This window comes from Vibrio renipiscarius, from assembly GCF_000827885.1.
Taxonomy (GTDB): Bacteria; Pseudomonadota; Gammaproteobacteria; order Enterobacterales; family Vibrionaceae; genus Vibrio; species Vibrio renipiscarius.
Window position 1 is genome coordinate 187,846 of sequence record NZ_JTKH01000023.1, and the last position, 16,522, is coordinate 204,367.

Annotated in this window: 12 protein-coding genes; 7 read left to right on the forward strand and 5 right to left on the reverse strand. The window is 47.2% G+C overall.

The window, feature by feature from the left end; all coding sequences use genetic code 11:
* The first annotated feature begins 1 nt into the window (after nt 1).
* Complete coding sequence (locus tag OJ16_RS13260; protein WP_040991487.1) at nt 2-517, forward strand: protein disulfide oxidoreductase; 516 nt, start codon at nt 2-4, stop codon at nt 515-517.
* A 109-nt stretch (nt 518-626) separates the two neighbouring features.
* Here OJ16_RS13260 and aspS read toward each other — a convergent pair whose 3' ends face one another.
* Nucleotides 627-2,405 (reverse strand): aspartate--tRNA ligase, encoded by a 1,779-nt coding sequence (aspS, locus tag OJ16_RS13265; protein WP_040991489.1) that lies wholly within the window; start codon nt 2,403-2,405, stop codon nt 627-629.
* Nucleotides 2,406-2,734: 329 nt separating this feature from the next.
* Here aspS and OJ16_RS13270 point away from each other — a divergent pair, with 329 nt between their 5' ends.
* From OJ16_RS13270 to OJ16_RS13295, 6 genes are all read left to right on the forward strand, one after another.
* Complete coding sequence (locus tag OJ16_RS13270) at nt 2,735-3,610, forward strand: DUF72 domain-containing protein (protein ID WP_040991491.1); 876 nt, start codon at nt 2,735-2,737, stop codon at nt 3,608-3,610.
* Nucleotides 3,611-3,712: 102 nt separating this feature from the next.
* The gene (cmoA, locus tag OJ16_RS13275) at nt 3,713-4,450 is read left to right on the forward strand and encodes a carboxy-S-adenosyl-L-methionine synthase CmoA (protein WP_040991493.1); all 738 of its coding nucleotides are present in this window, start codon (nt 3,713-3,715) and stop codon (nt 4,448-4,450) included.
* Nucleotides 4,451-4,520: 70 nt separating this feature from the next.
* Nucleotides 4,521-5,492 (forward strand): tRNA 5-methoxyuridine(34)/uridine 5-oxyacetic acid(34) synthase CmoB, encoded by a 972-nt coding sequence (gene cmoB / locus OJ16_RS13280; RefSeq protein WP_040991495.1) that lies wholly within the window; start codon nt 4,521-4,523, stop codon nt 5,490-5,492.
* 293 nt (nt 5,493-5,785) lie between these two features.
* Nucleotides 5,786-6,535 (forward strand): ATP-dependent zinc protease family protein, encoded by a 750-nt coding sequence (locus OJ16_RS13285; RefSeq protein ID WP_040991497.1) that lies wholly within the window; start codon nt 5,786-5,788, stop codon nt 6,533-6,535.
* A gap of 17 nt (nt 6,536-6,552) precedes the next feature.
* Nucleotides 6,553-8,058: an inactive transglutaminase family protein gene (locus OJ16_RS13290; protein ID WP_040991499.1), complete on the forward strand. Its 1,506-nt coding sequence runs from the start codon at nt 6,553-6,555 to the stop codon at nt 8,056-8,058.
* A gap of 4 nt (nt 8,059-8,062) precedes the next feature.
* Nucleotides 8,063-9,040 carry an alpha-L-glutamate ligase-like protein gene (locus OJ16_RS13295; protein ID WP_040991501.1) on the forward strand — a complete coding sequence of 326 codons (978 nt, stop codon included), beginning with the start codon at nt 8,063-8,065 and terminating at the stop codon, nt 9,038-9,040.
* Between the two features lie 152 nt (nt 9,041-9,192).
* Here OJ16_RS13295 and mukB read toward each other — a convergent pair whose 3' ends face one another.
* The 4 genes from mukB to cmoM are packed head-to-tail and all read right to left on the reverse strand — an operon-like array spanning nt 9,193 to nt 16,472.
* Nucleotides 9,193-13,650 (reverse strand): chromosome partition protein MukB, encoded by a 4,458-nt coding sequence (mukB, locus tag OJ16_RS13300; RefSeq protein ID WP_040991503.1) that lies wholly within the window; start codon nt 13,648-13,650, stop codon nt 9,193-9,195.
* Nucleotides 13,647-14,360, reverse strand: a complete 714-nt coding sequence (gene mukE / locus OJ16_RS13305; RefSeq protein WP_040991505.1) for a chromosome partition protein MukE — start codon at nt 14,358-14,360, stop codon at nt 13,647-13,649. Before mukE ends, mukB begins: the two co-directional genes overlap by 4 nt.
* Nucleotides 14,341-15,678, reverse strand: a complete 1,338-nt coding sequence (gene mukF / locus OJ16_RS13310) for a chromosome partition protein MukF (RefSeq protein ID WP_040991507.1) — start codon at nt 15,676-15,678, stop codon at nt 14,341-14,343. The genes mukE and mukF overlap by 20 nt, the downstream gene beginning before the upstream one ends.
* Nucleotides 15,675-16,472 carry a tRNA uridine 5-oxyacetic acid(34) methyltransferase CmoM gene (gene cmoM, locus OJ16_RS13315; RefSeq protein WP_152613852.1) on the reverse strand — a complete coding sequence of 266 codons (798 nt, stop codon included), beginning with the start codon at nt 16,470-16,472 and terminating at the stop codon, nt 15,675-15,677. The genes mukF and cmoM overlap by 4 nt, the downstream gene beginning before the upstream one ends.
* Nucleotides 16,473-16,522: the final 50 nt, after the last annotated feature.

Below are 16,522 nucleotides of genomic sequence, written 5' to 3' on the forward strand. Positions count from 1 at the left end.
CATGAGCACACACAATAAAAAACCACGGTGGCGATACTGGCTAAGAGAGCTGTTTTTCGCCATCGTTATCATCGGGGTTGCTTCGTATGGCATGGATTTTTATCACAGCAATGACGCCCCCAAAGGCAAAGCGCCTGAGATTCAGGCATTCGATATCAACGGCGAGTTGGTTGACGTCAACGCGTTAAGCCAAGATGGCCAACCGGTGATTGTCTATTTCTGGGCGACATGGTGCGGGGCGTGTAAATGGGTCAGCCCAACGGTCGATTGGTTTGCAGAGGATCATCACGTCGTTACGGTCGCACTATCATCCGGAGATGATGCCCGCATCCAATCTTACCTGACGGCAAAGCAACACCAATTTCCGGTCATCAACGATCAGCAAGGCCATATTAGCCGAGAATGGGGGATCAGCGTCACCCCCACCATTGCTATCATCAAAAATGGCGACATTAAATACCTCACGGCCGGTGTGACTACTCCGTGGGGATTATGGTTACGTACGATCTTTGCTTAATGCCCAGCGGACGTGAGTACTGACTCACCCCATCGCGTTGAATACATTGCACCAAAAACAAAAAAACCACTTCGTTTGAAGTGGTTTTTTTCAATCAAGACTGATTTAATTACTCAGCTGATTTCTCTTTCGCTGCTGTCACGGCAATCGCTAACTCATCAAGTGATGCAGGGTTTGCAAGACTTGGAGCGTTAGTCAGTAGACATGAAGCCGCCGTCGTTTTAGGGAACGCGATAACATCACGGATGTTGTCTGTACCACATAGTAGCATCACTAGACGGTCTAGACCGAATGCAAGACCTGCGTGTGGTGGCGTACCAAATTTCAATGCGTCTAGTAGGAAGCCAAACTTCGCTTTTTGCTCGTCCGCTTCAATACCTAGAATGCTAAATACTGCCGATTGCATTTCTGCGTTATGAATACGTACTGAACCACCGCCCACTTCGTAGCCGTTAATAACCATATCGTAAGCATTTGAGTTTGCTGACGCAGGGTTCGCCGTTAGCTCTTCAGCCGTTAGGCCTAGAGGAGACGTGAATGGGTGGTGCATAGCATGCAGGTTGCCTTCGTCATCTTCTTCAAACATTGGGAAGTCAATAACCCATAGCGGTTTCCATGCTGCTTTATCAGTCAGCTCAAGGTCAGTACCTAGCTTCAGACGCAGTGCGCCCATCGCTTCAGTTACGATACGCTTGCTGTCTGCGCCGAATAGAATGATGTCGCCCGTTTCTGCTTGAGTGCGATCTAGGATTTGAGCAACCACTTCTTCGTTCAGGAACTTAGCCACTGGAGACTGTACGCCTTCAAAGCCAGCCGCACGATCGTTCACTTTCATCCATGCTAGGCCTTTCGCGCCGTAGATGCCAACAAAGTTAGTGTACTCGTCGATTTGCTTACGAGACAGTGCAGCACCGCCAGGAACGCGAATTACCGCTACGCGGCCTTTTTCGTCATTGGCAGGACCAGAGAACACTTTGAAGTCCACATCTTTCAGGATGTCAGCCACGTCTACAAGTTCAAGTGGGTTACGTAGATCGGGTTTATCAGAACCAAAACGACGCGCCGCTTCTTCAAATGACATGATTGGGAATTCACCCAGATCAACATTTAGAAGCTCTTGCCACATTTGACGAATCATCGCTTCTGTTTTTTCACGTACTTGCTCAGCAGACATGAAAGACGTTTCGATATCGATCTGAGTAAATTCAGGCTGACGGTCAGCACGTAGATCTTCATCACGGAAACATTTAACGATTTGGTAGTAACGGTCAAAACCAGACATCATCAGTAGCTGTTTGAATAGCTGTGGTGATTGAGGTAGCGCGTAGAAGCTGCCTTTGTGTACACGGCTTGGTACTAGGTAGTCACGAGCGCCTTCTGGCGTTGCTTTGGTTAGTACTGGCGTTTCGATGTCTAGGAAACCATTTTCATCAAGGAAACGACGAACAAAGCTTGACGCTTTTGCACGCAGTTTGATGCGATCGCTCATTTCTGGACGACGTAGATCTAAGTAGCGGTATTTTAGACGCTGCTCTTCAGAGTTCTTTTGGTTGAAGTCTAGAGGAAGCACATCAGAACGGTTAATGATTTCAAGACCTGACGCTAGGATCTCAACTTCACCCGTTGCCATACCTGCATTGATTTGGCTTTCAGGACGAGCGCGTACTTCACCAGTCAGTTTGATACAGAATTCATTGCGTAGTTGCTCTGCGACTTTGTAAGCATCAGCCATGTCTGGATCAACTACTACCTGAACGATACCTTCGCGATCGCGCATATCGATAAAAATAAGACCGCCCAAATCACGGCGACGGTTAACCCAGCCGCAAAGTTCTACAGTTTGTCCTGCAAGGGACTTGTTCAGGTGACCACAGTAATGGGTACGCATAATGAAATTCCCAATCTCTCTAATTTTGTTAATACCGTCTGTCGAGCATAAAAATATCGACAGAGCAAAGTTCCATTTATACGCTGAAAGCGATGGAAAATCGACTATTCAACATACAATTTATTGCGATTTACTGTCTATTGGTGCTTTTTAAACCAGCTAAGGGGCAAAATGGCATCAATGACAAAAATTGGCGCTGATTATAACCCCAAGTTACCTTTATATGCGAGCGTCAGTGCGCATCTCAACCCATTGGATATCGTGGTCTGCTAGTGATTTTAGTAAAAGTTTCGTAAAGTATCGGGAATGGACAATTGGCAAGCGAGATTATGACGTCATTACCGATTCGCCTTGGGCTCACCATGTGGTCACATAATCAGTGGCAACAAGGTTTTTATGGTTCAAGCACCAAGCCCGCCGAGCGGCTAGAAAAGTACACGCAGGTATTTCATACCGTAGAAGGCAATACCACTTTCTACGCCACGCCCAGCCCCCAGACTGTGCGCAATTGGCATGCCGCCAGCCATGATGATTTCAAGTTTACCTTCAAACTGCCTCAAGCCATTACGCACCAACAGATGCTGAAAGGCTGCCAAGCACAGCTCAAAGACTTCATGCAAGTCATGTCCCCGCTGCATGAGCGTATCGGACAGTGGACAATTCAACTGCCTGCCGCGTTCACGCCGGCAGATTTGCCGACTCTCCAAAAATTTTGCGCCTTGTTTCCGCCCAACTTTCCACTGGGTGTTGAAGTGCGTCACCTCGGTTTTTTCGCCAAAAATGACGATGAGAAACGCTTAAATCAGTGGTTAATCGAGAGCGGAATCGATCGCATTATTATGGACAGCCGCCCCGTCTTCTCAGCAGAACCGATAAACGACGTGATTATCGACGCGCAAAAGAAAAAACCACGAGTGCCCGTCCACGCAATTTCGACCGCCAATCATCCGATGATCCGTTTCATTGGCCATCCTGAACTCGACGCCAACATGGCGCTATTCAAGCCTTGGCTTGCGAAATTACCAGAGTGGATACGACAAGGAAAGCAGCCCTATTTAATGGTCCACACGCCCGATAACGTCTTGGCGCCGGAGCTGGCTCTAGCGCTCTATCAACAATTGCAAAGTCATATTGCCCTACCCGACATCGCCGCCTTTCCAGCCTTGTCATCCAAGAATGATGACAACCAACTGACGATGTTTTAAGGGCCTTTTTTACAAGCAATAACGCAATACATGACAGAAGCGTGAAATTTTCATAAAATACGCGCCCTTTTCCATGCTAGTCGCAATAGCGCGAGATAACTTATGAACCCTAAGAGCAATTCGGATACCATTTTTTCGGCTCCTATCGATAAAATCGGTGACTTCACGTTTGATGAGCGTGTCGCGGAAGTCTTCCCTGATATGATTCAGCGCTCGGTTCCGGGTTATAGCAATATTATCTCCGCGATTGGCATGCTGGCTGAACGCTTTGCAAAACCACACAGTAATGTCTATGACTTGGGCTGCTCATTAGGCGCGGCTACGCTCTCTATGCGTCGTCATATTCAGCAAGAAGGCTGTAAGATCATTGGGGTTGATAACTCCTCTGCGATGGTAGAGCGCTGTAAGCTACACGTAAATGCCTACCGCAGTGATACGCCTGTCGAGATCGTCGAAGCGGATATTCGTCATATCGAGATTAAAGACGCGTCAGTGGTGGTGCTAAACTTCACGCTGCAATTTCTATCGCCGGCCGATCGTTACACACTACTCGAAAAGATATACGCGGGTTTACGCCCGGGTGGCATTTTAATTCTGTCCGAGAAGTATGTGTTCGAAGATGCCGTTGCCAATGAACTGCTGATCGACCTGCACCATGACTTTAAGCGTGCCAATGGTTACAGCGAACTTGAAATCAGCCAAAAACGCAGTGCGATTGAAAATGTAATGCGTCCTGATTCAAAAAGAGAACACAAAGAACGCTTTGCCGAGATTGGCTTTACTAGCTTTGATGTTTGGTTCCAGTGCTTTAATTTTGGTTCAATGTTCGCCATCAAATAATAAGCAACGAGAAACTCTGCGCCTTTGGCCTTTGTGTCATATTTCTATTTTATTTACTCAGTGAAAACCTATGTTTAATTTTGCCAATTTTTACCAACTCATCGCCCAAGATACGCGCCTGCAACCTTGGCTGAATGTTTTGCCACAACAACTGACCGATTGGCAGAATGCCGAGCATGGCGATTTTGACCGCTGGCTACGTGCACTGAATAAAATTCCGGCAGGAACGCCAGACAATATCGATATCACCGAGTCGGTGACGATAACGAATAACGAGCCGATGCACCCGGGCGAGCTGAAAAAGCTTGAGAACTTACTGCGTACTTTCCATCCGTGGCGCAAAGGCCCATACCACGTACACGGCATTCATATTGATACCGAATGGCGTAGCGACTGGAAATGGGACCGCGTATTACCGCATATCAGCCCACTAAAGGACCGTAACGTTCTAGATGTTGGCTGTGGTAACGGCTACCACATGTGGCGCATGCTTGGCGCTGGCGCGCGTATGTGTGTGGGGATTGACCCTTCACACCTCTTCCTGATTCAATTTGAAGCCATTCGTAAAATGATGGGCGATGACCAGCGTGCACATCTTCTCCCGCTAGGCATTGAACAACTGCCTAAGCTAGAAGCATTTGATACGGTGTTTAGCATGGGTGTGCTTTACCACCGCCGCTCTCCACTTGATCACCTGATCCAACTGAAAGACCAACTGGTCTCAGGTGGTGAATTGGTACTGGAAACCTTAGTGATTGAAGGTGATGAAACCTCGGTGTTAGTGCCATTTGACCGTTATGCACAAATGCGCAATGTTTACTTCTTCCCTTCCGCCAAAGCACTGAAAGTATGGCTAGAACAAGTGGGCTTTATCGATGTGCGCATTGTTGATGAGAACGTAACGTCGGTTGGTGAACAACGCACCACAGACTGGATGACGCATAATTCCCTCCCAGATTACCTTGATCCTAACGATTCAAGTAAAACGGTAGAAGGCCATCCAGCCCCTCGTCGTGCGGTACTTGTAGCAACTAAGCCATAGATTTATTAAGAAAAAATGTCTAAACGCTACCAATTATTGACATAGATTTAACTCAGAATAGATCTCATGTAAGTAACCTTAGACAAAATTAAATAAGGATGCATAATGCGTCCTTATTTTTTGATTTTTCTACTGTTACATTCTCTTCTCATAAGAACTTTTTGAACTAGGTCTATGAGATTTCCCAAACCTTAAGCTAAAATCAAATTGTTAATTAACTCATATCATTATCGGTAAGTACGACAAGCCAAAACCACTTGCTGATATAAAACAGACTATACGCAGGCGTTTTAATGTTCATCCGTATCACTCCAGTTATCGCTGTCACACTGCTGTCGGGCTGCTCTTTAATGAAAGTCGAGCAAAACCACCAGCAAACCCTCTCGACCCTTCAAAATATCGATACGAACCTTAGTGCTCAAATTGACTCTCTTAATCTTCATCTAGAGCAGCAATCTGCACAGATTGTGACACTAGAAGAAAAATTGATTCAACTGCAAGAGCGCTCGTTCCAACTTCAAGAAACCACGTTAACCAAAATTGAAGACTATCAAAGCACGCCTCCTGCGCCGGTTGTGATGGCCTCACCAGCGCCGGCACCAACGAATCCCGTTCACGGTGTGACGTTGGGCGAAATTGAGCAAGTGACGATTGATTCAATCAAGCAAACGTTTGATGCGCGTGTCGATACCGGTGCGGCAACCTCGTCATTGAATGCCGTCGACATCGAACAATTTGAACGTAACGGAAAAAAATGGGTGCGCTTCCATTTGTCTGATGAACAAACGCCAATGGATGACAACAATTGGATTGAAGCCCCTGTCTTAAAGTTTGTTAAAATTCGTCAATCTACTAACGAAGAAGTTGAACGCCGAGCAGTGGTTGAACTTTGGGTCAAAGTGGGAAAAATCCATGAAAAAGCACAATTTACATTGGCAGACCGCTCGCAGATGAGCCATCCTGTATTGCTTGGACGTGAATTTATTAAAGATATCGCGGTGGTGGACGTAAGTAAGAAATACGTTCAGTCTGAGGAAAAATAACCCATTTAAGGCCTTTTATGACTTCAAAAGTCCCTTTTTACATTTTTGTAAGCTTACTTGTGATTGCAGGTACTGCACTCAGCATTTTCAGACACCAAAGCTACGGCGTGCCGTGGACTCCAGGTGAAACTCGCCAAGTCTGGGATATTGAAGCCCGTGTGCAGTTTGATGCTGAAAACAAACCTGTAAAAGCGTCACTCGCTGTACCTGACACTCAAACCGGCTTTACGTTGGTGAGTGAATCTTCCTCTTCGCCAGGCTATGGCGTGGCTTACGTGACTTCTGAAAACGGCCGCCGTGCAGAATGGTCGGTTCGTCAAGCAAGCGGGCCTGAAACGATCTATTACAAAGCTCAGTTCTTGGTTGACCCTCAAGCCAAAGTTGCTTCTATAGAACCAAGTGGTGAAATTCAAGCCCCTACGTTTGATGGCCCGGTTGAAGCTGCGGCGATTGCCCTGATCGAACGCGCCAACAAACGCTCAGCAGACAATGTGACTTTTACCCGCGAGCTGATCAAGCAACTCAACGACAGCGACAGCCAAAATGCGGCTTTGATCCTCAACAAAATGTCTAAAGTTGAAGCGGTCGATAAGATTTTAGCGTTCAGCAAGATTCCAGGTAAAATTGTCGGCGTGATTGAGCTGGAAGACGGCCGTCGTCGTCAAACCATTCAGCACATGAACCAAGTCTGGGATGGCCAGCATTGGTTGCTTTTCAATCCTGAAACATCCGACCAAGCGATCTCTCCAAATATTTTGGTCTGGGATGAATCCAATGTTTCACTGCTCGATTTAGTCGGCGGTCAAAACAGCCAAGTGCATTTTTCTATGATTGCTCAGGAGGTCTCTCCTCAACAAGCAACTGCCGATAAAGTGCAAGCGGACGGCCTACTCAACCTCTCTATCCATAGTTTGCCGCTCGAAGAGCAAGCGATGTTTAAAACCATCATGCTGATCCCAATTGGTGCGCTAATTGTCGTCTTCTTGCGTGTGATCATTGGTTTGAAAACCTCAGGCACATTCATGCCTGTCCTCATCGCGGTTGCCTTCGTGCAGACCCAGCTTGTGACCGGTATTGTCGGTTTCCTTTTGATTGTCGGTACGGGTTTGGTTATCCGTAGTTACCTCTCAAGGCTTAACCTACTGCTGGTGGCCCGGATCTCTGCGGTGATCATCACCGTAATCATGATTATTTCCGTATTTACCGTCGTGGCCTTTAAAGTCGGCCTAACCGAGGGTCTATCGATTACGTTCTTCCCTATGATCATCTTGTCATGGACGATCGAACGTATGTCGATTCTATGGGAAGAAGAAGGTCCGAAAGAAGTGGTACTGCAAGGTGGCGGCTCATTGATGACTGCGGTACTTGTTTACCTCGCGATGACCAACTCGTATGTTCAGCATCTAACCTTTAACTTTATTGGTCTGCAACTGTTGGTACTGGCTTGTATTCTATTGCTCGGTACGTACACCGGTTACCGCCTCACGGAATTGCGTCGTTTTAAACCTTTAGTTGAGGATTAAGCTTATGTTTCTTTCTCGCTTAGTAGAACGCTATACCTCGCCATATAGATTGCGCCATAAAGGGATCATGGGGATGAACCAACGTAACCACAGTTACATTGGTCGTTACAATGATCGCTCTAAATACCCTTTGGTCGATGATAAGCTAAAAACAAAGATCATCGCGGAAGAGGCTGGCGCAACGGTACCAAAACTGATCGGTGTTATTCGCCACCAAGCGGATGTCGGCAAGATTCATAACATGGTCAAAGAATGGCCAGGTTTTGTTATCAAACCCGCACAAGGCAGCGGTGGTAAAGGTATTTTGGTGGTGATCTCTCATAAGGATGGGGTTTACACCAAGCCATCTGGAGCAACCATCAACCAAGAAGATGTGGAACGTCATATCAGTAACGCATTGGCTGGTTTATTCTCACTAGGCGGCAAGAATGATGTCGCCGTGGTTGAGAACCTGATTAAATTCGATGACTGCTTCGACGGCTTCAGTTATGAAGGCGTGCCGGATGTGCGCATTATCGTCTTTAAAGGCTACCCGGTCATGGCGATGATGCGTTGTTCTACCTCAGCCTCTGATGGTAAAGCGAACTTGCACCAAGGCGCAGTCGGGGTTGGGCTTGATATTGCGACAGGCCGAGCCATTCGTGCTGTACAATTTGATCGGCCGATCAAACTGCACCCGGACACCGATAAAGATTTAATGACTTTGCAAGTGCCTCACTGGGAAAAGTTACTTGTGCTGGCTTCCAGCGCTTGGGAAATGACTGGACTCGGCTACATGGGAACTGACATGGTGCTCGATAAAGAAGAAGGACCGATGGTATTGGAATTGAATGCTCGCCCTGGCTTAGCAATTCAAATTGCCAATGGTGCGGGTTTATTACCTCGCCTTCGCCACATTGAAGCCCTTGGTATGCCTGCTGACTATCCTAAGCCAGAAGAGCGAGTCGCTTACGCCGTTAAACATTTCGCGACACCACTTTGATCGTGATGTAACTAAGTGTTGTTGATATTTTAAAGCTGCCTTTCGGCAGCTTTTTTATCGCCCTCTCCAACCGTTCCTTCCCAGCTCGAGACAAAAAAGGCTACCCTCAGGTAGCCTTTCAATATCCGAATATTCAGTAACAGATTGGAAAATTACAACTCTTCAATCAACTGCTGAACATCACTCTTCGGCTTCTCTGTTTGGCCGAAACCACGCAAGCCTACTACGTGAACATGTTCGTGGTCTTTGAACACTTTACGTACCAGTTTGTAGGTCGTGCCTTTTTCTGGGCTAATGTTCTCTGGAGCGGCGATCAGAAGCTGCATATCCAGACGGTCACACAACTCAAACAAGGTCGAGATAGACTTGGTATCCAGACGCGCGGCTTCATCAAGGAACAACAAGCGACATGGAATGATGTCTTTACTGCGCAGACGACGAGACTCTTCTTCCCAGCTCTGAACAACCATCAATAGGATAGACTGACCAGTACCAATCGCCTCACCCGTTGACAATGCGCCTGATTCTGCTTGTAACCAACCATCAGAACCACGACAAACTTCAACGCTGAGTTCGAGGTAGTTACGGTAATCAAGCAGTTCTTCTCCAAGAATCTGAGGCGAACGCTGACCCATATCAATATGCGGGTTCACTCGCTGGAACAGTTTTGCCATAGCTTCAGAGAAGGTAAAGCGTGGGCTCTCAAACAAGTCTTTGTGTTGCTCTTGTTGCGTTGCCAAGCCATTCAGTAATACTTCATGACTTTCACGAATCTTCACATTCAAACGCACACCTTGTACTTGACCAAAGGCAATGTTAGACAAGCCTTGGTTCAGCATACGGATGCGGTTCTGTTCACGTTGGATCGTTTTCTTAATGATGCTCGCCACAGAATCCGAACTGATCGCCAGACGGTTTTCACGTTGAGTCAGCTCTTCGGTTAGACGAGCCAATTCAACTTCCATCTCTTCAATGGCTTCTACCGGGTCATCCGTACGAATGATGTCTTGACGAATACGCTCGCGCAGATGCTGATAAACCGCGATGTAGAACAATACTTTGCGTTCTGGGTAAGCCGTATCTTCAGACAAACGCAGTGAATCGCGCAAGTCATCGTTATCCGATACCGCCAGACGCAATGCACCCAACGACTTATCTGACATAGAGCGTAGCTCAGATGCCGACATGTAGGCCAGTTCACGCTTGTGTAGGCGACGCTCAACATCATTCGCACGAGCAAGACGTAGCACTGAACACCAACCGGCTTTCGCTAACACCACGAAGGTACGCAGCTCAGAGTATTCCTTCTGCACTTTCTTCATGCGCTTCGCCAGCGTCTTCATCTCAAGCTCTGTCGAGGTGATCGTACGCTCATGCTCGCTCTTACGGCTACGAGAAACGTGCAGACGCTCTTGCAGTTCATCACGACGACGCTGTGCACGTTCTGCTGCACCTTCATCGGCTGTCACACCAAATTCTTGCAGCTCTAGTTTAAATTCTTGTACCGTTTCTTGTTTCGCATGGTGCGAACTCTTCAGTGATGCCAACACTTGGTTGTACTGGTTCATCTGCTCGCGAGTTTGCTTAAGCTCATCACGGCTGCGTGTACGCATACGTTCAGCATCAACCAACTTCGCTTTTAGCTGTTCACTCAGTTCACTGCTCTTGCTTAATAGTGCCACCGAATCGGAGTAAGCGAAGTAATGGCGACGTTCAACCAAATCTGACAACGCAAAAATTTGGGTTTTCAGCGTTTGTAGCTGACGATCCGCCGCTTGGTAATCGGCTTCTAATGCATCAAATTGCTCAGGGTCGATATCCAGTGCACTAATAACGCTTTCCAATTCCGCCACTGATTTAGCATGCAGCGTTAAGAAGCCTTTTGCTTGTGATACTTGAGCCAACTTATCTTCTAGTTCAGCAAAACGCGCTTCTAGCGTTTCATCTTCGATAAAGCGCATGATGGGTGCGAGCTTATCCAACAATGAGATCGCTTGCTTACTGGCCATCAACTGGCTGCGTTGTTGCTGTTCTTTGCTGTCGAGTTCAGACACAATGCGCGCCGCTTGACTGCGTTTTTCACGTACTGCCAGCAGTGTTTGTTCCGGGTCTGCTAGGAACGCAACCTGAATGTGCTTCGCGACAAAGTTGTTGAATGCTTGGTAAAGGCGCTGAAGCTTTTGCGAATCAAACGCCGCTTTAGCGTGGTTCTCAACCACTTCTTCACGCTCTGCGCGCAATAGTTCCAAACGTTGTTCACGCGCCGCGCGACCAAACAATGGAATTTCAGGCAAGCGAGAGTAACGCAGTTGACGCTCGTTAAGACGCACACATACCGCGCCTTCCAGCTCTTCTGCATCAAATGAGCTGTCATCAAACGCGTCGATATCACCTTCAATGATGTACAAGTCTTCTGGACAATCATCCAACTCAACCAGCTTTTCTTCGATACCTGATAAATCAGAGACCACGATAGCATGACGTGCCGGACCGTACATCGCACTGAAATAAGGCGCATCACTCAAGGTAATGTCATCATAAATTTCAGACAGCAGTACGCCACCCAGCGTATCCGCTAGGCCTTTAACACGAGGGTCGTTTGAACCACCTGGCGACGCCAAACGCTCAATTTCACTGTCTAGGAAGGCGCGACGTTCAGCCAGTTTGTCTTTCGCAATCGACTGCTGCTTTTCTTCCTCAAGCACCAATTGCATTTGCGTCATGACCGCTTGACTGTCTTCAAGCTCTGCACCACTTTGCTCTTTTAAACTTTCAAGGGCATCGTTTGCTGCAATCCACGTTGGAGCGCTTGCTTCCAGTTTATTGATGTCAGCTAGGGCATCTTGCTCAGTGCGACGTTGCTCACTGCGTTGTTCACGCAATTCATCTTGTGCAAATTCTAACGATTCAATCTGTACCGCGTGACGCTCACGCTCTTGTTCAAAACTTATCTCATCAACCAACTCAACATTGTGTTGCTTTTGATAGTCTTGACCAAGCTCACGAGCTTGGCGCTGCTGCACTAAGCTGCGTTCTAAATCGCGATGTTGAGCACGCCATTGGGCTTCATTCTCACTCACCTGTTTAGCTTCACGAGCTTGAACGATCACTTGCTTTGCTTGTTCAGCCGCCTCTTCACGTGCGACCTCACCACGCACACTGCGAACGAGGCGCAGTGCCGTCTCAAACTGCTTTGCCGCCGCCGATGACATATCCAATTTATGCTTTAGAGCCAACAGCGTAGTGGTGTTGTCTGTTTCACGATGTTTGAGCTGCGAAACCAAGGCTTGCGCCGTTTCTGCGGTCAGCGAGTCATCCGACAACAATTGTTGTGCTTTGCCTAACGCTTCCACCGCTTGTTGATATTGCAACGCACGCGTTTGCTGCATATCCAACGCTTGTTGGTAATCGGCCAACTGCGTTTTCAAGCTATCCACTTCTTCTTCAGCAACCGTCGCCTGCTCTTCAGACATCAGCACGCGCTCTTGCGCTTCTTCCACGACCATCGCTTGCTCTTCAAGACGCTCACTCAGCTCTTCAAGATCTTCTTGGTAACGGGCGATTTTTTCTTGCTGACGCAGAGCATTTTGAACCAATTGCAGGTGATCAGATGCCGCTTGATGGTCTTGCTCAAGTGCCGCTTCGCCTTCAATCAATAATTCCAGCTCTTCTTGCACTCGATTAAGCAGGTTATTTTGCTCAATCAGGCTTTGGCGTGAACCAAATAGCTCGCCACGCAATGACATGGTTTGTTCAATTTTATTACGACGCTCATTGGCATGGCGCATGTAATCGGCCGCCACGTAGTTGGTCGATTCAGTAATCAAATGTTTGAACAAGTCACGGTCAGCTTGAGTCGTTTTGATCGCTTCTAGCGTCATGCGGTTTTCACGCAGCGCTGATTCCATATCTTGGAACGCTTTCTTCACGCCGCCATTTTGTGGCAGCAAGTAATCACGTAGCGAGCGGGTAATCGCACTTGAAATACCACCGTACAGTGATGCTTCAATCAAACGATAGAACTTTGAGCGGTCAGAAGAGTTACGCAGTTTCTTCGGAATAACGCCGTACTCAAACATCTGAGCATGGTAATCGACAATCGATGGGAATGCTTTAAATTGCACACCTTCGTATTGCGCTACGCTGTCTTTCACTTCGTTAATTTGACGTACACGAGCTTGCGTTTCTGACACGCTTTCAATCAATAGATCCGTTGGTTTCACGTGGCTTGGTAAGCCTTGAATCACAAACGGTTTGATATCGACTTTTTTATCGCGACCCGCGACTTGCTGCAACTTAACCGCAAACAATAGACGTTGATTACGCGAGTTAACCACATCCAACGCCGCATAACAGGCGCCCGGCTGCAATTTACCGTAAAGGCCTTTGTCGCGTGATGCTTGGTTGCTGCCCGCTTCGGTGGTGTTGCGGAAATGCAGCAGCGATTGGTCAGGAATAAGCGCTGTAATAAATGCCGCCATCGTGGTCGACTTACCCGCACCGTTACCACCCGATAGCGTCGTAACCAAACCATCGATATCAAAAGTACGAGCAAAGAAGCCGTTCCAGTTGATCATGGTTAGTGATTGGTATTTACCGCGTTGAATCATGCTTCACCCTCTAATTCTTCTTGTTCTTGGTGATCATCGTCATTCAGCAAACTGCCTTGACTTGGTTCTTTGGTGTGAATAACCGCTTCACCATCGCGGATAAGACGCAGTTGCGCTTCACGCACATCATCGCCCACGCGAACATCCGCACCAAAGCGGAATACCGCTTCACTAATACGGAATTTACCGGTTTCACCGATATTGATGATCATGCCAAGGCGACGCAGGCGACGTAATGAGGTACGCACTTTATCAAACAGCTTTTCTTTATCCAGATCAGAGCCATTTGCGCGGTTAGTCACCAACTTCATTAACTTATTTTCATCGGTTAATTGCAGTAACTCTTCGTACAACTCTTGATTGGTAAAGATCCCTTCGTGCGCTAAACGCTCAGGGCTAAGGTAAAGGAAACACAGAACCTTACCTACCAACATGTCCAGCTCAGAAAGCACACTGCGGCTGATCAACGACGTTGAACGAGGACGCAAGTAAAAGAAGCCTTCCGGCGCTTTCACTAATTCAGTGTTGTAGCGCTGATAAAACAACGCTAAATCGGTCTCAAAATCAGACAACAGCGCATGGTTATCTAAGTCTTCACTTGAGATATGACGCCCAGCTCGCAGCACGCTATCAAGCGCAGGAAACAGGGGATTAGAAATTGCTTTTGTCAGTTTTTCTGACATGTATTCATTAGTATCGGTCGATGACATTTGCTTGTACCTTTGCACCAAATTCGTTGATCGCTTGCCAGTCTGGCTGAACCGCTTGGTAATCCGCTTCGGAGTAACCCATTCTGACGGCTTGGTCGACAACAATTCGGGCTAAATCAAAATGATGAGTGCGTGGATGCAGGGCTAGGTAATCGCGCAATACGATCCCTAAATCAATCGGAGCGCCTTGCTCTTTATGCGCTCTAAGCATCTCGCCAATGCGCTCTGACAGCTCATCATTGACTTGTTGAAACTCTTCGTATTCTACTTCTAATGGCACTTGACCTGTCACTTCATCGTCACGTAACACAAGGGCTTCATCACGTAAGTCGCTCAAACGCTCAGCGTCGGCATAGGTTAAGAACCAAGGCATATCGAAGTAGTCTTTCATGGATTGACGCAGACGCGTGCTAAACGCACGGTTCTTATCCATATCAATCGCAGTACGGATAAACTTGTGTACGTGACGGTCATAACCAATCCACAAATCGATCGCTTGCTGACCCCAGCGGGTAATGCGGTCAAGCTTCATCTGAAGGCCAAATAAGGTCTCTTCGACAAACTCAAGCTCTTCATCACCGTAGATGATTTCTTGGATATCCAAGATCTGCGTTTGCAGCTCATCACCGGCCGCTTGTAAGGTATCTTGCAGTTCACGTAGCGTGGTTGACGTTTCAGACAGCAACGCTTCACAGTTATTGATCGCTTCGCGCCAATCTTTGTTCAGCAACTCTGCAATTTGCAGTTTCACTGATTGTTGCTGCTCATCCATCACACGCTGGTTGAGGTCGATCTGGTCAAAAATTTCGCCTACGGAGTATTTCAATACGCCATACACGTTTTTCTTCCAGTGACCCGGCGTTCCGCCTTTTTGCGCCGCTTCAATCGCTTTCGCCATTTCATCGGCCACCATCGATAATTGAATCGATAATTTCAGGCGGGAGAACTCACGGTGACGAACGTAATAATCCGTAATACCGATCGCCAAAGGTGACAAACGATAAATACTGACGCCATCATTCACTTCACTAGTAAAACGGCTAATTAGGCGCTGCTTAACCATTTCGTTAATCGCGTTATTCGCACGAAATGCCGACGCTTCACCGGTATCTTCAAATAATCGAGTGACGATAATGAACGCATCATGGAGCTCACCTTCACCCAATTCTTCATCAAACCTTTCATTACTCAATACTGAGATTGCGATAAGAAACGCTAATCTTTCGCTGCTTAGGTTCAATGAGAAATCGTGCTGCTTCACCCAGCCGACTAATTCGTCGATCGGCTGCTCAGCAACATTGAGAGTCATCTCACTCATTGTTCTTCCTGTTTATCTTTTTTCTTCGCCCATACGTGTATGTATCGGCCTAATGAGAGGTAAGGCTCTTGTCGACAGAATTTTTCTTCTAACGCCAACACATCTTCATACTGGAATTCGCCCATGTTTTTACGATTACCAATGTAATCACTAAAACAGCGAATGCCCGATTTACCACAGATTTCAAAACCCGCCTCTTCGATCCATTGATAGACCTCTTCAGGAATTAAGCCTTTCTGCGGTTGAAGTTTAAACCGTTTGCGGTGTGGCATGCCATCAAGGACATGCGGAATGTTGCCACACACAGCATTTTTATAAACCAAACCGTGGTGGTTGTAGAACATCACCGATGCGATGCCCTCTGGTTTTACTTGCTCAAGCACCGTCTTCAATGCAGATTTAGGATCAACTAACCATTCCATTACCGCATGGAACATCACCAAATCTACCTGAGCATCCATATGCTGAGCAATCTCCTGTACCGGAGAATGAATGAGTCGATAGTGGTCAAGTAGACCGTTACGTTCTATTTCTTGTTTTGCAATCTGCAACATCTCAGAAGATAGATCACACAGCGCTACTTGATGTCCGAGTTGGGCAATCTTTTGCGACATTTGCGCAAGTCCGCCACCGGCATCGAGCACTTGAATAGTTTGCGAATCAGCGCCTAATTTGGCGAGAGCTTGTTCAAGATCTTGCCAGACAATGACTTGACGAATTTCGCCTTTGTCAGAGCCGTATATGTTTTTTGCAAATTTGTGGGCAATATCGTCGAAATTACGGTCTTCAGTCACAGCAGCTTGAGTTATCATGTCCAATCGTGCTGCTATTCTGTCACAAGAAG